This window comes from Methanobacterium alcaliphilum (assembly GCF_023227715.1).
In the GTDB taxonomy this organism is placed as follows: Archaea; Methanobacteriota; Methanobacteria; order Methanobacteriales; family Methanobacteriaceae; genus Methanobacterium_E; species Methanobacterium_E alcaliphilum.
This window is the reverse complement of sequence record NZ_JALKIF010000016.1, coordinates 21,547-42,864: the sequence shown is the minus strand read 5'-3', so window position 1 is coordinate 42,864 and position 21,318 is coordinate 21,547. Positions and strand designations below refer to the sequence as shown.

Annotated in this window: 26 protein-coding genes; 6 read left to right on the top strand and 20 right to left on the bottom strand. The window is 33.6% G+C overall.

Going from position 1 to position 21,318, the window contains the following annotated elements:
• The coding region (locus MXE27_RS10900; RefSeq protein ID WP_248612472.1) for an AMP-binding protein at positions 1-1,032 on the top strand (1,032 nt) is incomplete at its 5' end.
• A gap of 68 nt (positions 1,033-1,100) precedes the next feature.
• Here the strand turns inward: MXE27_RS10900 and MXE27_RS10895 are convergent.
• Both MXE27_RS10895 and MXE27_RS10890 read right to left on the bottom strand, forming a co-directional pair.
• The gene (locus MXE27_RS10895; protein WP_248612471.1) at positions 1,101-1,556 is read right to left on the bottom strand and encodes a dCTP deaminase; all 456 of its coding nucleotides are present in this window, start codon (positions 1,554-1,556) and stop codon (positions 1,101-1,103) included.
• A gap of 118 nt (positions 1,557-1,674) precedes the next feature.
• Positions 1,675-2,181 carry a type 1 glutamine amidotransferase domain-containing protein gene (locus MXE27_RS10890; protein ID WP_248612470.1) on the bottom strand — a complete coding sequence of 169 codons (507 nt, stop codon included), beginning with the start codon at positions 2,179-2,181 and terminating at the stop codon, positions 1,675-1,677.
• Positions 2,182-2,294: 113 nt separating this feature from the next.
• Between MXE27_RS10890 and dmpI the strand changes: the two genes are divergently transcribed.
• Positions 2,295-2,486, top strand: coding sequence for a 4-oxalocrotonate tautomerase DmpI (dmpI, locus tag MXE27_RS10885; protein ID WP_248612469.1), 192 nt, complete (start codon positions 2,295-2,297; stop codon positions 2,484-2,486).
• A gap of 50 nt (positions 2,487-2,536) precedes the next feature.
• Here dmpI and MXE27_RS10880 read toward each other — a convergent pair whose 3' ends face one another.
• The gene (locus tag MXE27_RS10880; protein WP_248612468.1) at positions 2,537-5,617 is read right to left on the bottom strand and encodes a PAS domain S-box protein; all 3,081 of its coding nucleotides are present in this window, start codon (positions 5,615-5,617) and stop codon (positions 2,537-2,539) included.
• Between the two features lie 164 nt (positions 5,618-5,781).
• Here MXE27_RS10880 and MXE27_RS10875 point away from each other — a divergent pair, with 164 nt between their 5' ends.
• A complete protein-coding gene (locus tag MXE27_RS10875; RefSeq protein WP_248612467.1) occupies positions 5,782-6,486 on the top strand; it encodes a class I SAM-dependent methyltransferase in 705 nt (234 codons plus the stop codon).
• Positions 6,487-6,568: 82 nt separating this feature from the next.
• Here MXE27_RS10875 and ftsY read toward each other — a convergent pair whose 3' ends face one another.
• The 14 genes from ftsY to MXE27_RS10805 form a co-directional block, all read right to left on the bottom strand.
• Entirely contained in the window at positions 6,569-7,678 is a 1,110-nt protein-coding gene (ftsY, locus tag MXE27_RS10870) for a signal recognition particle-docking protein FtsY (RefSeq protein ID WP_248612466.1), read from the bottom strand.
• Complete coding sequence (gene pfdA, locus MXE27_RS10865) at positions 7,679-8,104, bottom strand: prefoldin subunit alpha (RefSeq protein WP_248612465.1); 426 nt, start codon at positions 8,102-8,104, stop codon at positions 7,679-7,681. It abuts the gene before it with no gap.
• 4 nt (positions 8,105-8,108) lie between these two features.
• On the bottom strand, positions 8,109-8,339 hold the full coding sequence (rpl18a, locus tag MXE27_RS10860; protein ID WP_248612464.1) for a 50S ribosomal protein L18Ae: 231 nt from the start codon (positions 8,337-8,339) through the stop codon (positions 8,109-8,111).
• Positions 8,336-9,010 (bottom strand): translation initiation factor IF-6, encoded by a 675-nt coding sequence (locus MXE27_RS10855; protein WP_248612463.1) that lies wholly within the window; start codon positions 9,008-9,010, stop codon positions 8,336-8,338. Before MXE27_RS10855 ends, rpl18a begins: the two co-directional genes overlap by 4 nt.
• A gap of 29 nt (positions 9,011-9,039) precedes the next feature.
• Positions 9,040-9,285 (bottom strand): 50S ribosomal protein L31e, encoded by a 246-nt coding sequence (locus MXE27_RS10850; protein ID WP_248612462.1) that lies wholly within the window; start codon positions 9,283-9,285, stop codon positions 9,040-9,042.
• A gap of 10 nt (positions 9,286-9,295) precedes the next feature.
• Entirely contained in the window at positions 9,296-9,451 is a 156-nt protein-coding gene (locus MXE27_RS10845; RefSeq protein ID WP_248612461.1) for a 50S ribosomal protein L39e, read from the bottom strand.
• Between the two features lie 84 nt (positions 9,452-9,535).
• A complete protein-coding gene (locus MXE27_RS10840) occupies positions 9,536-10,138 on the bottom strand; it encodes a DUF7411 family protein (protein ID WP_248612460.1) in 603 nt (200 codons plus the stop codon).
• Between the two features lie 54 nt (positions 10,139-10,192).
• Positions 10,193-10,528 (bottom strand): DNA-binding protein, encoded by a 336-nt coding sequence (locus MXE27_RS10835; RefSeq protein ID WP_248612459.1) that lies wholly within the window; start codon positions 10,526-10,528, stop codon positions 10,193-10,195.
• A 40-nt stretch (positions 10,529-10,568) separates the two neighbouring features.
• The gene (locus MXE27_RS10830; RefSeq protein ID WP_248612458.1) at positions 10,569-11,006 is read right to left on the bottom strand and encodes a 30S ribosomal protein S19e; all 438 of its coding nucleotides are present in this window, start codon (positions 11,004-11,006) and stop codon (positions 10,569-10,571) included.
• Positions 11,007-11,020: 14 nt separating this feature from the next.
• Positions 11,021-11,254 carry a YhbY family RNA-binding protein gene (locus MXE27_RS10825; RefSeq protein WP_248612473.1) on the bottom strand — a complete coding sequence of 78 codons (234 nt, stop codon included), beginning with the start codon at positions 11,252-11,254 and terminating at the stop codon, positions 11,021-11,023.
• On the bottom strand, positions 11,247-11,618 hold the full coding sequence (locus MXE27_RS10820) for a ribonuclease P protein component 4 (protein ID WP_248612457.1): 372 nt from the start codon (positions 11,616-11,618) through the stop codon (positions 11,247-11,249). Before MXE27_RS10820 ends, MXE27_RS10825 begins: the two co-directional genes overlap by 8 nt.
• Positions 11,619-11,907: 289 nt before the next feature.
• The gene (locus tag MXE27_RS10815; RefSeq protein ID WP_248612456.1) at positions 11,908-12,462 is read right to left on the bottom strand and encodes an adenylate kinase family protein; all 555 of its coding nucleotides are present in this window, start codon (positions 12,460-12,462) and stop codon (positions 11,908-11,910) included.
• A gap of 57 nt (positions 12,463-12,519) precedes the next feature.
• On the bottom strand, positions 12,520-13,296 hold the full coding sequence (locus MXE27_RS10810; protein WP_248612455.1) for a sulfide-dependent adenosine diphosphate thiazole synthase: 777 nt from the start codon (positions 13,294-13,296) through the stop codon (positions 12,520-12,522).
• Between the two features lie 86 nt (positions 13,297-13,382).
• Positions 13,383-14,477, bottom strand: a complete 1,095-nt coding sequence (locus tag MXE27_RS10805; RefSeq protein WP_248612454.1) for an OBG GTPase family GTP-binding protein — start codon at positions 14,475-14,477, stop codon at positions 13,383-13,385.
• 156 nt (positions 14,478-14,633) lie between these two features.
• Between MXE27_RS10805 and MXE27_RS10800 the strand changes: the two genes are divergently transcribed.
• Complete coding sequence (locus tag MXE27_RS10800) at positions 14,634-15,011, top strand: CBS domain-containing protein (RefSeq protein ID WP_248612453.1); 378 nt, start codon at positions 14,634-14,636, stop codon at positions 15,009-15,011.
• A 214-nt stretch (positions 15,012-15,225) separates the two neighbouring features.
• Here MXE27_RS10800 and MXE27_RS10795 read toward each other — a convergent pair whose 3' ends face one another.
• Positions 15,226-17,874 (bottom strand): STT3 domain-containing protein, encoded by a 2,649-nt coding sequence (locus tag MXE27_RS10795; protein WP_248612452.1) that lies wholly within the window; start codon positions 17,872-17,874, stop codon positions 15,226-15,228.
• A gap of 271 nt (positions 17,875-18,145) precedes the next feature.
• Between MXE27_RS10795 and MXE27_RS10790 the strand changes: the two genes are divergently transcribed.
• Together MXE27_RS10790 and MXE27_RS10785 are read left to right on the top strand one after the other, a co-directional pair.
• Entirely contained in the window at positions 18,146-18,538 is a 393-nt protein-coding gene (locus MXE27_RS10790; protein ID WP_248612451.1) for a hypothetical protein, read from the top strand.
• Positions 18,535-18,744: a helix-turn-helix transcriptional regulator gene (locus tag MXE27_RS10785; RefSeq protein ID WP_248612450.1), complete on the top strand. Its 210-nt coding sequence runs from the start codon at positions 18,535-18,537 to the stop codon at positions 18,742-18,744. The genes MXE27_RS10790 and MXE27_RS10785 overlap by 4 nt, the downstream gene beginning before the upstream one ends.
• Before the next feature lie 46 nt (positions 18,745-18,790).
• On the opposite strand, the gene topA is transcribed toward MXE27_RS10785, so the two are convergent.
• Together topA and MXE27_RS10775 are read right to left on the bottom strand one after the other, a co-directional pair.
• Positions 18,791-20,932: a DNA topoisomerase I gene (gene topA, locus MXE27_RS10780; RefSeq protein ID WP_248612449.1), complete on the bottom strand. Its 2,142-nt coding sequence runs from the start codon at positions 20,930-20,932 to the stop codon at positions 18,791-18,793.
• 192 nt (positions 20,933-21,124) lie between these two features.
• Positions 21,125-21,292: a hypothetical protein gene (locus MXE27_RS10775; protein WP_248612448.1), complete on the bottom strand. Its 168-nt coding sequence runs from the start codon at positions 21,290-21,292 to the stop codon at positions 21,125-21,127.
• Between the last annotated feature and the right edge of the window lie 26 nt (positions 21,293-21,318).

Below are 21,318 nucleotides of genomic sequence, written 5' to 3'. Positions count from 1 at the left end.
GATATATGGTGGTGTGCTGCAGATATCGGATGGATCACGGGACACAGTTATATTGTTTATGCTCCCTTATTGATGGGGGCTACTTCTGTAATGTATGAAGGAACACCTGATTTTCCGGATCCGGGAAGATTCTGGAAAATGATTGAAGAGTACGGGGTAAGCGTTTTTTACACGGCCCCTACTACGATTAGGATGTTCATGAAATATGGCGAAAAATGGCCTCAAAAACATGATTTAAGTACTTTGAGGATTTTGGGGTCTGTTGGGGAGCCTATAAATCCGGAAGCATGGATATGGTATTATCACCATATTGGGAATAGAAAATGCCCCATCATGGATACTTGGTGGCAAACTGAAACTGGAATGCATATCATAACTCCGTTACCCATATCCTCCTTAAAACCAGGGTCCGCATTTAAACCATTCCCCACTATTGTGGCTGAAATAAAAGATGATGATGGTAATAATTTATCAGAAAGCGGTGGGCATCTGATTATTAAAACACCATGGCCTGCTATGTTTAGAACCCTATTTAGGGAACCAGATCGTTACGTGGAATCTTACTGGAGTGAATTTCCTAACCTTTACCTCAGCGGGGATGTTGCTCGAGTTGACAAGGAAGGTTATTTCTGGATACAGGGAAGGGAAGACGATGTATTAAATGTGGCCGGACACAGAATAAGCACAGCTGAAGTAGAATCTGCTCTGGTAAGTCATCCTAAAGTTGTTGAAGCTGGAGTTGTAGGAAAACCCGACGTTTTAAAAGGTGAAGAAATTGCAGCGTTCGTGATTTTAAAAACAGATAGTGATTCATCCCCTAATCTTAAACACATTTTAAGAGAACATGTTAGGGAAGAGATAGGGCCTATAGCAAGTCCATCATATATAGGATTTGTTAAAGATCTACCTAAAACCAGGTCCGGCAAAATTATGCGTAGGGTGATAAAATCCAAAGTAAAAAATGAAGATGTGGGTGATATAAGCACTTTGGCAAATCCTGAATCGGTAAATGATTTGGATAATGCGATTTGATTATTTCATTAATTCAACTCACCTACTTCCCTTTTTTTAAGAAAATACTCTTTATTTAAAAAAATAATTTATTCTGATTCCTGATAACTACCATTATACTCTCCAGAACCCGCTACATCAAAAACTACTCCTTGAGCAATTCTTTCGCCTTTTTTTATAACATATTCGTACTCACCATAGTTATACAACATAAATTGCAGAGTTCCATAAAATCCAGGATCGCCCACGGCAGTGTGCACAGATACAAAAGACCTCAGGAGGGTTGACCTGGGCAGATAAAGCATGGAATAACCTTTAGGTATTTTAATTTTCCTATCGATAGTTGCTAAATAAGCTGTTTTTGGTTTTAGTTTGTATATGGGTGGTTTTAGTTTCTCCAGTGAAGGTAAATTTTTTTCATTATCAATCAGAGATCCGGGTCCTGTTTGAATGAATATTTCGTCCAGTGGAAGATCAATTCCAGAAGGTTCCACTAATCCTTCAAAATCTGGAAATAATTTTAAAAGTTCTTTTTCGCCTAGCATAAACTGCCTCCAAGATATTCATTATAATAAATGATTTAATTATTAATAAAATGAATCATAACTCATATTTAGTTATTTTCGTGATTATTTTGGTGTTGATGATTTATTAATTTGGTCATTAAAGTTTTTTCAAACATGCTGCAATAAATTCAGGTATGTCTCCAGGGTATCTGCTTGATATTAAGTTACCATCTTCTACAACTTCTCTGTCGATGTATTCTGCCCCGGAGTTTATTATATCTTGTTTAATGGATTTATATCCTGTTATTTTACGACCTTTAAGTACATTAGCTGTTATTAAAATTTGAGGGGCATGACAAATGAGGAACATTGGCTTTTCACTTTCTACAAAATTTTTAACAAATTGAACAGCATATTCATTTGATCTTAGCCTATCTGGGGAATAACCTCCAGGTATTAATAATGCATCAAAGTCATCTACTTTAGCCTGAGTGACAGATGTATCAATAAGGATTTCACATGCGCCTTTTTTCCCTCGAACTATATTGCCCTTTATAATTCCTACATGGATCAGTTCATGTCCTTCGTTTTCAAATGCTGCTGTAGGCTTTGAGTATTCTACATCTTCAAATAAATCATCTATTAAAACCGCTACCACACTCATAATAACACCAGTTTTTATATTTGTTCATTATGTTTAAAGTAAATTTTTTAATACATCATTGTAAAAAATAGACCTATATTAATTATTTAAATCAAAAATATGGAGTGAAAAAAATGCCAATAATTCATATAGATAGCAATGAACTATCTAGAGATCAAAAAAGAAACCTTGTCGAATCAATAACAAAAATTTCCAGTGAAATTATGGGTCTTCCTGAAAATACAATAACTATAATTATTCGAGAAGTACCATTAGAAGATGTTGGGGTGGGGGGTAAATTACTCAGTGATCTCCATGGTGATTAAACTGAATCTAATCTAAGGCAATATTCAAATTTAATTACTTTTTTTATAGACTATACTCTTTTTTCATAAATCAATTCTTTAAATTTAATTCGGAATTCTGTTCCACAGTTGCAGGCCATACTGATCGTTCCGTCAATTTGATCAACAAGATTAATTACCAGCCGCAGCCCTAGTGAATCCATATTTTTGAAATCAATATTGTCTGGAAAACCAATACCATTATCTTTTATACTCAGAATAAATTCGTTATTCTCTTTTTTAAGAGTGGTGGTTATAATTCCCTTCATTTTTCCTGGAAAAGCATGTTTTAGTGAATTAGTAACCAATTCATTAATTATAATTCCGCATGGAATGGATGTTTCAAGGTTTAAATTCAAAATATCTGTATCAAAATCGAGTTTTATTCTTTCGGGATCGTCAATATAAGTGTAGAAAAGATAATAAACTAAATCTCGGATATATTCTCCAAAATCAATTTCAACAAGGTCTTTCGAACGATAAAGTTTTTCATGTATTAGTGCCATTGACTTAACACGGTTTTGACTTTCAATAAATAACTCAAGATCTCTTTCATCGTTTAAATAAGAATTTTGGAGATTTAATAAGCTAGAGATTATTTGCATATTATTTTTCACACGGTGATGTATTTCACTGAGTAAAAGTTCTTTTTCTTTAAGAGCAGTTTTGATTTTTTCTTCATATTCCTTTTGAGGAGTGATGTCAGTTAACATTGCAAATGATCCGTCAAATTCTCCATTCTTGTTTTTTAAAGGAGTGGCAGATACTATTGCCCATAGTTCATCACCATTTTTTCGCCGAAATTTACATATATATTTGTCCGGTAATCCTCTTATCCGGTTTTTCATTCGCTGGTTATGCTTGTTTAATTCTTCTTCTAACATAAAAAATGTAATATTTTTTCCAAGAATTTCTTCGATTTCATATCCCAGTATTTCAGCCATCTGGCGGTTAACAAAGGTTGTAATGAAATTTTTATTCATAGCCCATATTCCTTCATTAGCGGCTTCAACAATATTCCTATATTTTTCTTCGCTTTCTTTTAAGGCATCTTCCATTTTCTTTTTTTCAGTAATATCTTGAGTAGTTCCTTCATAATATAATATGTTGTCTTCGTCTTTTATGGCCTTAGCATAAATAGAAACCCAAATTTTTTCCCCATTTTTTTGATAGATCTGTGCAATATAATCTCTTAGAACTCCTTTTTCTTTTAGAGTTTTTTTGATTTCTTCTCTTTGTTGGGGATCCACATAAAGTTCAGCAATGTTTTTCACAGTTTCAATCATTTCTTGAGGATTTTTATAACCTGCCATATGGGCAAATGCAGGATTTAAACTGATATATTTTCCTTCAGGGGTGCTTTGGTATATTCCTTCATCGGAATTCTCAAAAATGTTTCGATAACGCCTTTCGCTTTCTTTTAATTTATCTTCCATTTTCTTTTTTTCAGTTAAATCACTAACTATGCCCTGAATATATTTTGCTTGACCTTTTAAATCTTTAATAAGCGTATTTCTTTGGTGAATCCATTTAACATTTCCCTGTTTATCTATTATCTCAAATTCGTAAAAAGCAGGCACTTTTCCTTTAAGCAAGTTATTCCATTGTATTTGGAAGTATTGGCGCCATTCTGGATGAATAATTTTATTAAGAATAAGGGGATTTTTATAAAATTCTTGTGGAGAATATCCAAAGATATCTGTTGATGAAGGGGATATATATTCATATTCACCTTCGGGTAGTGACATACGATAAATGATGTCCTGTGAATTTTCTGCAAGTAATCTAAATTTCTCTTCACTTTTTTCTAAAGCAATTTGAGCTTTTTTAACTTGCGTAATATCTATAAAAAATACAGTGACTTCTCTTTTTCCAGTATTCACTAACCGGATATCAAATATGCTTTTAATATTGGGTGAATAATATTCTATTTTGTCTTCGACACTATCTTCCCATTTTAGGGCGGTTTTGCGATATATTTTGGGTAGTTCACTACTTATTAATTCAGGAAATGCTTCTTCAACTGATTTTCCGATAAATTTTTCATGATCAATGCCTAGTATTTTATCTGCAGATGAGTTGTATCCCTTTAAAATCAATTTATCATTATTATTTAATTTAAAAACATGAGCTCCGAAAGGAGCAGTGTTTATCATATTTTTTAATCTAATTTTGCTGTTTTTTAAGTTATGCACTGCATGGTCATGTTTATCTCTCAATTTTTGAGATTCTAAAAAAAAGGATATATCTTCAGATAGTTCATTAAGAAGATTTAATTCTTCATCATCAAATGCATCTTCTTCAGGGGAGTAAATATTCAGTGAACCAATTATTTTATCTTCAATAAATAGGGGTAAAGCCACAATCGAATTGTATCCTCTTTTTAAAGCAAGTTTTCGCCAGGGCTCGAAATCAGGGTTATGACTTAAATCTTTGAAGATTGAAATTTCAGCATTGCGTATTGATCTTCCTGCAGGACCATTTCCATATTTATTTTCACCCCAACTAAAATTCAGCTGTTCTAGATAACCATCATCAAAGCCATATTGTGCAGCGGGCTTAATAGATTTGGTTTCATCGTCTTGAGCCATGCCTATCCATGCTAACTTGTAATCTCCTTCTTCAACAATAATACGGCATATTTTATTTAAAAGAATATCAGTATTTTTAATACGAACTATGGCTTGATTACACTCACTAATCATTCTAAGAGCTCTATTACTCTTTTCTAGCTTTTTTTCTGTTTTATGCTTGAAAATAGCTGAATCTAGTGCAAAATGGAGTTCTTTTTCATCAATGGGTTTTATCAAATAACCATAAGGGTGCGTATGTTTGGCCCGGGTCATGATTTTATCTTCAGAATGAGCAGTTAAATATATCACAGGAATATCAAAATTTCTTTTTATTGCTTTTGCAGTTTCTATTCCATCCATTTTCCCTTTTAAAATAATGTCCATGAGAATAATATCTGGATTGGTGTTTTCTGCATATTTTATAGCATCCACACCGGTGTGGGCAATTTTAGGTACTTTGTATCCCCAATATTCTAGTTTTTTCTTTATATCAAGAGCAGTAATTGCTTCGTCTTCAACAATAAGAATATTGAGCGACATAAAAATACTCTTTTTAAATTTTGTTAGTTTTTATTTGTAAAATTTTATTAATATCTTTTTTGATATAAAACCCTGTTTAGTTCATGATTGATATTTGCAAAAATAAGAATATTAATTATTTAGTTGTAGATTTTATTTTATAAGTATAATCAGGATGGATAAAATTGGGAACCAATAATAAGCACTCAATGGAAGATGTTAAAAAACACTTTGATAGTGAAGCTGCGAAATATGATGGATTTATTTTGAAAATCATCCCGGCATATGTTGAAATGACAGATGCATTGACATCAGCCATACCATTTGATGAGAAAAAGCCCATTAAAATACTAGATCTTGGGTGTGGAACTGGAAATATATCCAAAAAACTTAAAACGAGGTATCCTAATTCCAGGATAACTTGTGTGGATATGGCAGAGAATATGATTAAAATGGCTCAAAATAAACTATCCGATTTTTCAGAAATATCTTATGTGTTATCTGATTTTAGAAAGCTCGTAATGGATGAAGATTATGATGTTGTAATATCTTCCTTGGCTTTGCATCATTTAGAAACAAATGAAGACAAAAAGAAATTTTACAAAAAAATCTATTCTGCTTTGATTCAGGGTGGTGTTTTTTATAACGCCGACACGGTTTTAGGACCTACTGAATATCTGCAAAATCTGTATCTTGACAAATGGAAACAATTTATGAATCTCAATATTTCTATGGAAGAGATCAATAACAAATGGATCCCTCTACATCACAAAGAAGATAAACCTGCAAAAATGGGGGAACATATCGAATGGTTAAAAGAAGTTGGCTTTAAAAATGTGGAAGTGGTGTGGAAGTATTATAATCATGGGGTTTATGGTGGAATAAAATGAAGGAATAATTTCATCAAAATTCTTTTAATAAAATTTTTTATTTAAAAAGAGTAATTCACATAAAAAGGGAATGATTGCAATTTTAAATAAGTTGTTCAATCATCCAATCGGGCTTAAATTCAATTAAATCGTCATAAGATTGACCAACACCTAAAAATAATATTGGTTTATTTATAACATAACCTATAGATAATGCTGCACCCCCTTTGGCATCAGCATCTGCTTTAGTAAGGATTATACCATCTAAACCTACCGAATCATTGAATTTTATGGCTTGTTCAACTGCATCATTACCCGTTAAAGAATCACCTACAAAAATGATTAAGTCTGGTTTTGATACTCTTTTTATTTTAGCCATTTCATCCATAAGATTAATATTGGTCTGCATCCTACCTGCGGTGTCCACCAAAACAAGTTCTTTTGCTTTTGCTTTTGCATGTGAAACTGCATCAAATGCTACTGCAGCAGGGTCTGCACCTTTTTGGTGTTTTATAATTTTAACACCAATATTTTCCGCATGATGAGTAATTTGCTCAATAGCTCCAGCACGGAATGTATCTGCGGCTGCAATAACTGGGGTATATCCTTTTTTAATAAAATGAGTGGAAACTTTAGCAATGGTGGTAGTTTTACCTGTACCATTGATACCTACAAACATAATTATTAAAGGTTCATCATTGGCTTTTTTTTCGATTATTAATTCATCTATATTTTTTGATTCGACATTTAAAATATTAGAAACAGCTTTTTTCAGAGCGTGGCGTGTATAATCTGCCACATCACTACTACGCTTAATCTTTTTACCAATGAGGTCTTCTTTAACTGAATTAATAATATTTTCTGAGACTTCTAGAGCCACGTCACTCTCTAAAAGAGACATCTCAAGTTCCCATAGAATATCTTCTATATCTTTATCCGAAATGGTTTTTTCACGAATGAATGAAAAAATACCGGGTTTGTCTGATTTATTTCCTTTAGATTCTTTTCCTGTTTTATCATTCGGAGTTTCCATTTTAGAACTATTATCTACAGAAGAAAGTTTATCTTTCTCAGAATTTATTTCTTCTTCAATAATAGGATCTTTAGAAGAAGATAATGCAGATTTTTGGGCTTCCGTTTCTGCTTCTTCGGAAACCTTATCTGTAATCTTTCCTATGGTAGTGTTGAATTTCTTTTTAAGAGAATCAAACAATTATTGTTCACTTCCCCTTACTTTTTGTAGGAGTTCCTCGGCTTGAGGAGATAATTTAACAATAATATCAGTAATTTTCTGCAAGTTTCCAGCCATTTGATCCATGGTTTTCTGCAGTTCTTCTTTTTGGGTGGAAATTGTTTCCTGTGCTTCGCCTAGTGTTTTCTTTATAGCTACACCGGCACCAACACTCATAATAATTTCATCCGTATTTTTAAGTTCTGCAGTGAGGAAAGAACCAGCACCAACGGGCACTAGTGTTTCTAAATCTTTTCCATCCTTAACACTTTCTAATGTACCTTCTAATATTTCAAGTTCATTAATAGATGCTCTAACTGTTTCTATTTGCTGCTGAATTAAATCAGCTTGATTCTGGTAAAGATTCAGTTCATTGACCATTTCCTCTAACCTTTGCTGATCTTCCATAAAATTACCTCTGGGATATGGCTTTTATTATTGGATCTTGTGCTTCTTCAGCTGAGATTTCTTCAATGGTCTCAATTTTCACTTGATCTCTACTAATATTGTGTTTACTTCCAAATTCTGAAAATATTTTTTCATATATTTCGCTTTCTTCAATTGCCTTTAATTCTTTGGTAAATGGTTTTAATTCTTCACCCATTAAGAATTTTCCTTGAATCCTAAATATCTTTGTTTTCATAAGTATCCCTCAAGAAAACCAAATGCTTCTTCAACTCGCGCCATTTCGGGTCCTGTGGTGTTTTCTCCAACTAATACTCCGTTGGAATTAGCAATAGAACAAGCACCAACTAATCCAACTCCTCTATTAACAGTTCCTACATCTGCAGGTACTTTTAAAGCATTTTCGATTAAATCAATCTCTGAAGGAGTGGCTTGTGGATGTAATAATACACCTTTGTTAGTGGCTGCTGCTATTGATCCTAAAATATTGAAACCAGCAAGCGTAGTTTTTTGGACATCAACCTCTAGTACTTGGTTAATTTTTTCTAGAGACTTATCTGATAAGAGGGGGCTTGCTAGAGCACCATTATCATTTACTAATATTAAATTACCTGCAGCTGTGAACTTGTCCGGGAGCTTTTCTACATTTATACCTGCATTTTGCAGTGATTCAATTTCCCGATCCATAGTATGAAATGAAACTAAAAATCCATTGGAATTTCCTACAGATAAAGCACCAGCTAAACTACTGCCGCTGATGGAAGTTCTAAAGACTTCTACTTCCAAAGCTTCTTTAATAGTTTCTTCCATAATGTCTGGAAGATTAATAGGAACCAAGGCCACACTGTCAGTAGTAGAAATATAAACTCCCAAGTTGGGGTTTCCACTGAGGTTGATTCTCCGTATCATGTTTCACCATTTTATATAAGTAACTTTATTTATTCTGCTAAAGTTACAGCAACGCTACCGTCTTCTTCTTTAACGGCTTTAACTTTTATTTTAGAAGGAATCTTTTGAATTCCTCTTTCCCAAAGTTTTTCATTAACTGAAGCATCCAGTTTTATTTCTTCTGATTTCATATGTTTTTGTAAGAATTCTTTAACTATACGTACTGATTTTGGAGCTCTGATTGTCCTTGGCACGTCTTTTGCTTTCCTAAGTGGTATAACATAAACTCTTTCCATGAAAGGCCTCCTATACCTTTAAATTACTTCTTCTCCAGTGCCTCATTTTAGGGTGGGCACGTACCTTACGGTTAGTTTTCATCATAGCCCATAGTGGCACCCTTCTGTTTTGTTTGTTTGCTTTAGCAAGTCTTAATTTTTTAGCTAATGGTTTATTTCTACTCATTTTATTCTCCACCAATAACTGTAATTTAAATCATTCATTGGTTAATTAATAATGAAATTGATATTAGACGAATCATTTAGAGATTTAATCACATTTATTTTCTTTCCATCCTATTACTCTACTTTGGAAATGGGATGGAAATATAGAACGGGATGTTCCTTCACCTTTTAATTGGTCTATCAAACATCGAACTTCGACTTCATAATCCGAGTTGTTTTCACGGTTGCTCTCTTCTTTTTTAACATGGAACAAATTTGAAGAAAGATTTTCAATAGTTTTATGTCCAAAACCCTGTAGATTCACATATTCTACCTGATTACGGTCTTCAAAACTCCTCACTTCGTTATCTTTAAGTTTAGGAATTCTATCGTCACGACGGGTACCATCGGCTATTATGGAATATTCCTTTGCCATTATCTCAAGAACTTCGTGATGAATATAGTTTATGCCGTCATTAGGAAATCCATCCTCTAATATTTTCTTGACGGATTCTTCTAGAATTTTTTTATTTATCCGAAGAACTTTGTGTTTGAAACCTAAAGCTGAAGCCGATTGAAAAGCAGGTTTCCATGATTCGTATACTCCAAAGTTGATGGTAACAAATTCTACTTCTAGACCCATTCTTTTCAGAATGACTCCCATTAAAGCACTATCTTTACCACCACTGTATAATACTCCAGCTTTCATGATTTTAATAGGTGATAATGGAATATTCAAGTCATGTAATTAATGTTACAGAACTTATTTCCATGTGATGTTGATTTCTCTTTTTTGACCTGCAACTTTTTGAAGTAGCTGTTTTAATTGTTCATCTGTAATTTTAGATTGAACACGGCCCATTTGTGCCAGTTGAATTAATTCTAATTCTATTTGGTCAACAAATTCGGGTTTGGTTAATCTAATATTGGCTAATCTACTGCGAGCTTCAGGAGTTAATATTTGCATCATGGCTTGCTTTTTCTGCATTTCCATCTGTTGACGCATTTGTTCCTGTTTTTCAGCATCATTAGTTTGTTGTTGAGATTGCTGCTGCAATTGTTGCATTCTTTTACGTCTTAATTCTTCAATGTCGCTCAATTATAGGCCTCCGAGCGTTTATGGAAGAAATCTAATTAATTTAGTATTTAGCCAATTCAGGAATTTCCTTCTTGACTACTAAGGATGCATTATCCAGAAATGATCTGCCCTTAGGGGTGATAATTCGCCCACCGTCTGCTTTTTGAATAAGACCGGCAGATTCTAATTGATGTAATGCACCTCTTATTATGGCTCCACTACCTCTTTTAAATTTTTCAGGGCTGGAACCTCTGTCTTTTTTACCACCGTAATGGGATCTTAGACTGTTTACACCTACAGGACCATCTACATACACGCGGCGTAAAAGAGCAGCACATCGTACATACCACCATTCTGGGTTTTCTGGTCTGCGTTCTTTGTGCACACCAGTTTTAACAAAGTTTGCCCATTCTGGGGAGTTCACTTTCTTTTCTTGGGTTAATTCTTTTGCAACTTGACTTATAAGTAAATCTGCAGGCACATCATAAACTGTACTCATATTTGGCCTCCTAATTAACGTTTTTTCTTGTATATTACCGCGACGTTTCCTCTTAAATCAATAAGTTTAGAGTTGGTTTTTTCCACTATCTGGGTAATATACATTTCTTTCTCAGAAGAAATACCTTTTGCAAATCTCAGCTTAACTATTTCTTGGGCTTTAATCTGCCTAGTAATTTCTTCTATGACATTATCATTGATTCCTGCTTTCCCAATATTAATGGTAATTGCAGAAAGAGCCCTATTCATTAGCTCTTTTTTGGATAAGGTAAGACTCAATCTTAATTCTCCTTTTTTCTTTTTTCTCCTTGTTATAAGGCAACCTCATCATTTGTCCGCATTCCAGACATTTGAAGTGCACCTCACCTTTAGAAGTTCTCACTTTACAATTTCGTCCTGGTTTCAAGAATTTATTGCATTTCTTGCAGAACCTATGTTTCCACTTATCTGGCATTTTAATATTATATTTAGTGGAAATATTTTGGGCAAGTTTGACATAGCGGTGAGATCTTTCAGGATTCTTCACAAATTCTTGTTCCGCTAAATGAAACAGGATGTCAATCCGTTCTTTACCTATTTTAATCATCCATTTTGGTCTTCGTCCTTTTCTCAAGGTTGAACCTCACCTATTTGGCACTATATGTGATAAACATAGAATATGACATCCAAATCTTCTAAATAGTTCAGATTTAACTAAATTAAAGAATAATTTAATGAGTTAATTACTGACTTAAGGCACAAGAAGAATATTATAAGTGTTTTGTATCTCTCTATTTAAAAAGCTTTTCTATTATATAACTTAATGCAATAAACTGAAATTAATTCCAATTATATTAATGCCTATTTTCAACACATTAAATGGATTCATGTGATTATGGATGTTTTTTTATGAAGGTACTCTATTAACTGATTACCCAGTCTAAAAAATCCACATTGCCTACTTTAAATCTTTTTTTGCCTTTAATGATTTGAATTGTAATATCTAATACTTCTTCAACAGTTAAGTTACTGGTATCTATTTCTTGAACAATATCTCCATGTATCTGGTATGCTTCTGAGGCACAAATTCCTAGTGCTTCAGCTTCTAAATTTTCATTTACTTTAGAAGAGCTATATTCTCTTTCCATTAATCTGCTTTCTAAAATAGCTGGCTGGAGCCTCAGGACTATCACAATATCGGGTTTGCTACAGAAATGGGATAAATGACCTTCTAATATGATATTGTTGGGTATTTGGTTTATTAATTTCTCAGTTTCTTCAGATAGTTTATCTAAATCTATGATATTGTATCCTTTCTCCCTATCTTTTCCTAAAAAAAGCCCTTTTTCATCAGCAAATTCATTTATTTTTACTAATTCGGAGGATATTTTATCTTTAAGACAGGATGCTATCGTGGTTTTTCCCACACCAGGGGTTCCTGTGATAAATATCACAGTTTTTGAGTCACTTTTTTTCATTCAAACCACAAGCAAGTTAATGATATTGTAATAAGGAAATGGAATTAGATATGTTTACTATTTTAACTTTTCAATTAGTATATTGGCTATTTTTTCTCCAGAAAGCAGCATTCCTCCAAATACAGGACCCATTCGAGGAGCTCCATAAACTGCATTACTGGCCATTCCAGCCACATAAAGATTAGGGTAAACTTCTTTGGTATTTTCCATAATCGCGGGTTCTCCTACTTCTGCCCACATTGGCTTTTCACCAATAATCTTACCAGTGCTTGTATTTAATTTCGCCCCAATTTTGTTTTGTACTACATTGACCACTTCACAAGCATGCCCTGTGGCATCAATAACTGCTTTTGACCGGATTGTCAAAGGATCTACATGCAATCCACCCATTTCAACAGAACTCCAATTTAAAACAAGTCCTTTAATATCTTCACCGCGTATCATAACGTCTTCAATACTCATTAAATTGAAAATTTTAAGACCTGCTTGGGTTGCTTTGGAACAGAGCGTGGAGGTGGCTTCAACAGAGTCAGAAACATAATAATTTTCTTGATATTTTTTAGATTTGATGCCGAATTCATCTAGGATGCGTTTACCTTCTTCTTGAACAACTATTTTGTTGAACATCATGCCTCCGCCCCACATACCTCCTCCAATGGAAAGTTTTCTTTCGTATAATGCTACTTTAAGTCCGGCTTTAGCAAGGTAATATCCGGCAGTAAGTCCCGCGGGACCTCCGCCTCCAATTGCCACATCTATATCCATATAATCCATAAAATCGTTCATAAACTCTTCTACTATTGCTCTAGATATGGTTATGTCGTCTAATTGCATGTTTACACCATTAACTGTACATAATAAAATTATCTAATTAATATTGGATGTTACTATATTCTAATTTATGAAGTTAAAAGAGTTAATCATTTCTTTATTATTATTCTCAGGACGTCTTTGTCATTCATCACATGTTCAGGTCCTACTTTTTGACCTTCAAATTTCACTGAACTTCCCCATACTTTGGCATGGCGAAACTTACGAACAAAATCGCGATGAAGCTTTCCACAAATATCCTTAACATTTGAACCTTCTTTAATGATTAAAGGTTCTTCATAATCTGTTTTTTTGCCCTGAGGTTTTAAATATATTCTTATTAAACCCAAACGATTGAATATTTCGTCTTTCAGATTTTCAATATTCCATTTTTGGTTTGCAGATATTAAAATGGCATCTGGGATTTGTGCTTGGATTTTTTCTAGATATTCTTGGTCAACCAAATCAATTTTATTTAAAACAACCACTGCGGGAATATAAGATCTGTTTGCTTCCATGGCGTCAATAAATTGGTCCATACTAACATCCGCCCTTAAAAGTACGTCTGCATTGTGCATTCCATATTCATTTATAATGGAACGTATGGTTTTTTCATCTAGATGTGTAAGTTTAACTGTAGATGAAAGGTGTAAACCTCCTAATTTCTTCCTTTTAATAGTTACATCGGGTTTAATTTCATTAGGGCGTATACCTACATCTCGAAGTTCTCTAATAATAATGTCTAAATGATTTGGATTGAAAACGTCCAGCACAATTACAATAAGGTCCGCACTTCTGGCCACAGAAAGTATTTCTCTTCCTCTTCCTTTCCCCCCGGCAGCACCAGTAATAATCCCAGGTATGTCAAATACTTGAATCTTAGCACCTTTGTATTCCATTACTCCTGGAACAATATCTAATGTGGTAAATTGGTACGCTCCTACTTTGGACTCGGCATTGGTAATTTCATTAAGAAGCGTCGATTTCCCAACTGAAGGAAACCCCACGAGAACTACAGTAGAATCTCCCGTTTTTTTCACGTGGAATCCTTTTCCTTTAGAGGAAGAACTTTTTCGTTGTATGGACTCTTCTTTTAATTTGGAAATTTTTGCCTTGAGTTTACCAATGTGGTGAGAAGTAGCCTTGTTGTACGGCGTTTTTTGAATTTCATCTTCAATTTTTTTGATTTTTTCATCGATATCCATAGAACTCACGTGAAATAATAAAAACTTGAAAAAACAGCTTTATGTTATTTTATAGACATAATTTGTTTAGATATGCTCATTATTAACCTTTTCCCATATCACATAAAATGTGAATTTTTATATTACATTAACTTCATAATATTTTAGGGCGATCTTATGAAGGTTGAAAATGTAATGATAACCGACATGGATATTATAGATGAGAATGAGAACCTGGAAGAGGTTCTTAAAAATTCTGTCGAACAAGGAAAGGGGAGCTTTGTCGTGGCCAAAGAAGGTGTGAATGTAGGAATTGTCACTACATGGGATGTTTTGGAGGCCATAGCGGAAGGTGATGATTTGAGTGAAGTTAAAGCATGGGAAGTCATGGAGCGAGATTTAGTAACCATAGATCCTTCGGCTAGCCTTAAAGAAGCAGCACATCAAATGGTTAATCATGTTGTTTGGCGCCTTCTGGTTGAAAAAAATGACGAAATAATTGGGATGGTTAGTGCTACTGATATTTTCAAAGCAAAAATGTCTAAGAGATATTGAATTATTTTAATTTATTTTAATTATAGTTGGAGTGGAAGATTCACTTCAATAATTTTGCCTTATTTTTAATTAAATTTAAAAACAGTTCTTTTTCAATTAAATTAAGTATATTTTTATTTTATCCAAAAAGCAGTACTTCTTATTTTAAAAATAAAAATTAATAATTAATATTTTTTTTGTTTAAACCCCTAAAAAAATAAGGTTAGACTTTAATCTAACCTTGTGGGGAAGTACCAGTGGAAGATGTAGTGTTACTTATGGGGGTCCATAAAAGAATGCCCTGTTCTTGGTGGGCTGGTTGGAATGTGGTTTGATTGAATCCGCCCATTAAAAATAGTTTGGTAAACATTGAATCTTCCAGTTCTTTGTCCATGAGTATAGTTGTGTATTGACCTTTTTCACCAATGGCTATCAAACTTAATGTACTGTTGCTGTCTACAATCTCGTTTTTAACAATTTGATTTCCATTTACAATGAAAACTTTGTGGGGTGCTATAGATTGATAAGAGGTTCCATTCACTTCCCCTACTACTATGGTGGCATTGGTTCCATTAGTTGTTTCATTTACTATCACTCCCACTATCTGATCTCCTACCATGGTGTTCACGGTCTGGCTTATGTTAGTGTTGTTAATAGTTTGTGGCTTGGAAGAAGCTACAGCAGGATAGTAATTGTATCCACTACTATTACCTTTTTCAAAGTCCCAGTTTCCGAAGTAACTCCACCAACCTGCTTTTCCTAATAAGTCAGAGCTGGCTACAAATACATAAGGTCGAGGATTGTCAGGGTGAGTGTAATTAAGTACGGTATCTGCTTGCTGGTTGGTCAAATTATACCTGCTGGTCATAACACTTTTCGCGGTGTCTTTAGAAAGTCCCAATGTTTCATTCAATATTTCTGCAGATCTTCCAGAATTAGTAGTGTAGTTATCTAAGGTTAGATAAGCTTTATCTCCACTAGATGCTAGCATTCTAAATATTCCTGCAGATAAACTTTCATTATTAGTTAACATGGCTTTTCCCACCCAGTAAGCCCTTGGGGTATTCTGAGAACCTCCATCAAATGTAACTGGGCGATCTGCAGTAGCAGTAAAGAAATGTCCAAAGTCCCACCATGAAATTACAACGGTTTCATTTGTACTGTTGGCTTTAACCCACTGCATGGAATTATACATTGCATCGTCTGTCCCCGGAACTACACTGTTGGCCAGCGAGTTTGCTGCAGCTAGGGATGGGGAAATAACAGCTAATAAAACAAGAATCATTACAGCATAAGACTGTACTTTTGGTTTTTTAACTAGAATTACTAGCAAAGCAGCTAATATCCCAATACCTAATGTTATAATGGTTGAAATACCAAAAGGATATATAGTCAGCGCTGCTGTGATAAATGCCAGTAGAGCTAATGTAGATCCTGTTTTTAAGTTTTCTCTGACATAAACTACTGCAAATCCAACGAATATTCCTGCGGATAAACTTATTGGCACTGAAAATGTGGATACAAATCTGAAACCTTTTGTAACTGCGTAACCAGTAAGTAAAAGCCATACTGAAAATAGCACTACATATAAGAGATGATCCCTTTTAAGTTGGAATGCCTGAGCTTTGCCCAATATAGAAGATTCGTTTTTAATTGAGTTAGCTTTAGATTCAGCTCCTTTAACCTTTGTTTTTTCTTTTTTCCTTCTTTCTGATTTGGGAAGTTTTTTACCTATTTTTTTAGATTTATTTGTTGATAGGATATTCATTTTCCAGATTAAAATTCCTATTCCGGCTATACCTGCTAAAAATGCAATTAATCCTCCTACTCCACCAACAACGGATGTTTGCCCGGGCAACATAACGCTGGATATCCCATTGGTTGTACTTATGAGTGTGGGTATTTGTAATTCAGATACAGATATGTAAACGTTTGGATAAGCAGTGGTTTGGACAAGTTCTTGGATTTGTGTGGCCCCAAACAAACCGGTTATGGAACTACCTATACTTGAAAATCCATTAAATATTCCAATGAATATAAACCCTAAAATAAGGATTACGCTCAATGAAAATACTTCTTTTTGATTTATAAACCATTGCATTAGGTTAGGATATGTTTTTGGTGATTTTATTACATCTAATTTTAAAACATATTGTGCTATAAGGATATATACTACTACAAAAAGGATCAACATCACTAAGTAGAATATATATCCAACCCATGCCATTGAGAAAATTAGCAGTGAAAGCGCTGATAAAACTGCAAAAAACACCTGTGTTTTCGTGTTATTGGCCTGTATACTTTCCACAAAGAACCAGATTACCAGTAATGGTAATAGGATATTGAACATATCGGTATCAAAGAAACCGGCATATGTATGTGCAAAGTAAGTAGGGGCTGTCGCAACTAAAATACCTGCTGCCACACCCCCATAATCATTGGTAATCTTACGAACGAATAGGTAAGCAGGAATCACACAAAGAGATCCTATAATTGCCCCTGTCCAATAAGCAACTACCATGAGGGGCACTTCCCCTACTAAGTTGGCTATGTAATAAAAGAATGTGGTGATGTAAACAATTAGTGGGGGGTAATCAACGGCTCTTCCTGGAGGGAAATATGAATGAAGATCCCAATCACTTCCATTTATTTTTGTATCGCCCATCATACCGTTTTCAATATAGTTTAGAGTTAATCGATAGTTATAATATGAATCCATTTCGCTGAAATATGGTAATCCTGATGCGTCTTTATAAAAAGATTGAGTATCGTTAGGAACACCAGATATATTGTATGCTTCCGCTCTAAGGAAAAATACAACTGAAAACAGCAAAATGATTATTATTAAAGGTTTTAGCTTTGATAAAATCTCTTTAGAGTTCATTGAATCTCCTCTTGCTGGCTCATTTAATAAGACTGAATCTTGAAATTTACTTTTTTACTTCGATTTATATTTTTTTATAATTCATAATTATTTCAAAATCATGACTATTTCTACTTTTCTATTACTCTTTAATCTTTCGATGGTATTACTGTTGAATATTGCTTTTTTTCTAAAGGGAGAATTAATTAAGTTCAAGTTATTAGTTAAATTTAAATAACATTATGTTGCAAATAGATAACTATAAGTTATATAATTCTAACATGTGATGAAAATGTGGAAAGAACAATTTGATTCTTATACTGGAAGTATGTGGATAGGGGCGATAATTTTAATTATTTGCAGTCTTTTAATGATAATATACAAATATATTGATCTTACAATCGCTGTAATGGTTTTAATAGGAGTAATGGCTATAATGAGTAATTTTTTCTCATATATTGGTATGAGTGAACCATTGGATGAAAGACTAAAAAAGATAGGAACATTATCTGCTACATATTCCTGGTATGTAAGTCTAGTTTTCACTTGTTTTTTTGTGTATTCTAGCCATTTTATTAATATGGAACGAACTACCACTGAAATATTTGGAGTGACCATTTTTATAATGGTGACTTCCATGATGATTATAAACACTTTCCTAAGATGGAAAGGTGATGTACAATGATAACTCGAATAAAAGAATATCGAGCTAAAAAAGACTTCACTCAAGCAAAACTGGCAGGCATGGTAGGAGTTAGAAGAGAAACAATAATCTATTTGGAGAAGGGAAAATATAATCCTTCACTTAAACTAGCTTATCTTATTTCTTTAGCTTTAGAATCAAGTATTGATCAATTATTTATTTTTGAAGAAGAAGATTTGAAGATTTGATTAATATCGGGCATAAAAAAATAATATAAAATTAAAAAAAATAAATTCACCCTTTAGCTTGGGAGAATTCCTCTAGGGACTGTGTAAATCTACACTTTGGAAAACCACTACAACCTATGAATTCACCATATCTGCCTGAACGTTTTACCAATTCTTTTCCACACTCCGGACATTTACCGACTATTTCCGGGGGTGATTGTTTTCCTTCTTTTCCACATTTAGGATCTAAACATGCTCTTTGGCGAGGTTTTCCATAGGAAATTAAAGGAAGACTGCATTTTTCACATTTTGTCTTGAGTACGCTGGCCCCTCGTGGCAGGGAATATGTTGCTTTACAATCAGGATATTGCGAACATCCAACAAATGTGCTTTTATTTCGAGGAGAATATTTTAATACCAAATTCCCACCACATTTGCACTCCCCTACAATACGGCTTTCTTGATAAGCTTCGTAAATTTGCTGGCCTATTTTGAGTTTATTCTTTTCAATATCTTCTAAAATAGAGGTAACTTCTTTTTTAGCTTCATCTATAACCAGATCTTTGGTTGATGTGCTGTCCATAATGTTTTGGAGTTCATTTTCAAATTGGCGGGTCAGTTCTTCGCTGGTAATTTGTTTACAATATTCTCTAAGAGTATCAATAATATGTTCTCCCAGCTGATTGACTGTAATCTGTTTACCTTCAATATATTTCCTGTTATAAAGAATAGCGATGATATCTGCTCTGGTGGATTTAGTACCTAAACCTCTTTTCTCAAGTTCTCGAATAAGGGAAGCTTCATTATATCTGGCAGGGGGCTTTGTTTCTTTTTCTTCAGAAATAATTTTTTCCACATTAATAGCATCGCCCTGTTTAATATTAGGAAACTCTTCATTTTCTATTTTACGGAACGGATAATGTTCTAACCAACCCATATGGGCAACTCTTTTTCTCCGGAAAACAAAATCTTCTTCACCAATCTTTAAATCTGTTTTCATAGTTTCTAAAGTTGCATTTTCACCAAAAACACTAATAAATCTATATACAATAAGTTCGTATATTTTGCGGTCATCAGTACTTAATTTTTTAGGTATAACTCCTGTGGGGTGGATAGCAGGGTGAGCTTCGTCTGTTTTTTTACCTTCATGGGGTTTAAGAGGTTGGGGGAGCTTTGTGATTTGTTTTTTAAAGGATGATTCTTGAGATAGTTGTTTGAATATTTTTTCAAACCCAATACTCTTTGGTAATTTTTGAGATGACGTACGGGGATATGATGTGTAACCTTCGGTATAAAGACTTTGTGCAATTAATTGGGTCTTTTTAGGACTGAATCCAAACACACCATAAGCTTCCGATTGTAAACTTCCAAGATCAAAGGGAACTGGGGGTAATTTTGTATTTTGACGAATCACAACATTTTCTACAAAAGCATTTTCTCCTTCACAGCTGGTCAGAATTGCCTCAGCTTCTTTGGCATCAAAAATCTTACCTTTTTTATTATCTGCCAGGATATCTCCATCTAAAAGAGCTTTAATCATCCAATATGGGACTGGAACAAATTTACGAATCTCTTTTTCCCGATCAACCAATATAGAAAGTGTTGGAGTTTGCACCCTTCCTGCAGATAATTTTATAAATCTTTTTGTGGATTCTCTCACAGACTTCATTAATGCTTTGGAAATATTAACTCCAAAAATAAAATCAAGGACATGTCGGGCAATACCACTATCTACTTGCTGGAAATCAAGATCAATAGGGTTATCATAAGCATTCAAAACATCTTCTTTAGTCAAAGTTGAAAACTTCATTCTTGATGCTTTATTTACTGCTTCATCACCACAACCATACTTTAAAGCATTATAACCAATTAATGTACCTTCTATATCATAATCACAAGCATGTATAAATTTGTCTGCACCTTTTGAAAATTTTTTTATGGCATTAACATAATCCTTCACATAAGCTTTCTTTTTATCAACGTCATAGAGTGGAACCCATGACAAATCAAAAAATTGTTCTTCTTTTGGATTTATAGGCACTAAAGAGTATAAATGACCCACGGCAGATAAAACAGTTGTTTTATTGCCATTTTCTTCAAATTCCCAATATGCTACTTTTTTATATTTTTTTTTCTCAGCATAGGGTGAGAGAGCTTGTGCTATTTTTTCAGAGGACTTGGGTTTCTCGCAGATTATGACCTCATGCATAATATCACTCATTATGTTCCATATTTAGTATTTTAAAAATGTTATTCAAATAATCTATTAATAATAGGTTCTTTTCTTTATGAATATTAATAGGTTTAAGTATTATGCCTATTTTTAATATTTTCAATAAATTAAAAAATGATATAAATATTAATTAAAAGAAGATTGATTCAAGTAATAACAAAATACGGCTTATCGATAAAATCTGTAAAAATCACTGCAGTAATCACACATAGGGAACTTGTCATAATGATAATGACTTAAATCATCTGCATTAATATCAAACTTTTTATTGCAGATATAACAAGTTTCAATTTTTTCTGGCTGCTTTTTTTTATTATTTAAATCTTTATTTTCCATTTGTATACCCATCCGGGATTCTTGAA

Bases quoted from the DNA above. Each gene is read 5' to 3' on its own strand.
- MXE27_RS10855 (WP_248612463.1), bottom strand. From the start codon at position 9,010: ATGATACGGAGAATCAACCTCAGTGGAAACCCCAACTTGGGAGTTTAT.
- MXE27_RS10800 (WP_248612453.1), top strand. From the start codon at position 14,634: ATGAAGGTTGAAAATGTAATGATAACCGACATGGATATTATAGATGAG.
- MXE27_RS10825 (WP_248612473.1), bottom strand. From the start codon at position 11,254: ATGAATAGGGCTCTTTCTGCAATTACCATTAATATTGGGAAAGCAGGA.
- MXE27_RS10830 (WP_248612458.1), bottom strand. From the start codon at position 11,006: ATGAGTACAGTTTATGATGTGCCTGCAGATTTACTTATAAGTCAAGTT.
- dmpI (WP_248612469.1), top strand. From the start codon at position 2,295: ATGCCAATAATTCATATAGATAGCAATGAACTATCTAGAGATCAAAAA.
- MXE27_RS10880 (WP_248612468.1), bottom strand. From the start codon at position 5,617: ATGTCGCTCAATATTCTTATTGTTGAAGACGAAGCAATTACTGCTCTT.
- MXE27_RS10790 (WP_248612451.1), top strand. From the start codon at position 18,146: ATGTGGAAAGAACAATTTGATTCTTATACTGGAAGTATGTGGATAGGG.
- MXE27_RS10840 (WP_248612460.1), bottom strand. From the start codon at position 10,138: ATGAAAGCTGGAGTATTATACAGTGGTGGTAAAGATAGTGCTTTAATG.
- MXE27_RS10805 (WP_248612454.1), bottom strand. From the start codon at position 14,477: ATGGATATCGATGAAAAAATCAAAAAAATTGAAGATGAAATTCAAAAA.
- MXE27_RS10775 (WP_248612448.1), bottom strand. From the start codon at position 21,292: ATGGAAAATAAAGATTTAAATAATAAAAAAAAGCAGCCAGAAAAAATT.
- MXE27_RS10795 (WP_248612452.1), bottom strand. From the start codon at position 17,874: ATGAACTCTAAAGAGATTTTATCAAAGCTAAAACCTTTAATAATAATC.
- MXE27_RS10895 (WP_248612471.1), bottom strand. From the start codon at position 1,556: ATGCTAGGCGAAAAAGAACTTTTAAAATTATTTCCAGATTTTGAAGGA.
- topA (WP_248612449.1), bottom strand. From the start codon at position 20,932: ATGCATGAGGTCATAATCTGCGAGAAACCCAAGTCCTCTGAAAAAATA.
- MXE27_RS10850 (WP_248612462.1), bottom strand. From the start codon at position 9,285: ATGGAAAGAGTTTATGTTATACCACTTAGGAAAGCAAAAGACGTGCCA.
- MXE27_RS10845 (WP_248612461.1), bottom strand. From the start codon at position 9,451: ATGAGTAGAAATAAACCATTAGCTAAAAAATTAAGACTTGCTAAAGCA.
- rpl18a (WP_248612464.1), bottom strand. From the start codon at position 8,339: ATGAAAACAAAGATATTTAGGATTCAAGGAAAATTCTTAATGGGTGAA.
- MXE27_RS10785 (WP_248612450.1), top strand. From the start codon at position 18,535: ATGATAACTCGAATAAAAGAATATCGAGCTAAAAAAGACTTCACTCAA.
- pfdA (WP_248612465.1), bottom strand. From the start codon at position 8,104: ATGGAAGATCAGCAAAGGTTAGAGGAAATGGTCAATGAACTGAATCTT.
- MXE27_RS10890 (WP_248612470.1), bottom strand. From the start codon at position 2,181: ATGAGTGTGGTAGCGGTTTTAATAGATGATTTATTTGAAGATGTAGAA.
- MXE27_RS10810 (WP_248612455.1), bottom strand. From the start codon at position 13,296: ATGCAATTAGACGACATAACCATATCTAGAGCAATAGTAGAAGAGTTT.
- MXE27_RS10815 (WP_248612456.1), bottom strand. From the start codon at position 12,462: ATGAAAAAAAGTGACTCAAAAACTGTGATATTTATCACAGGAACCCCT.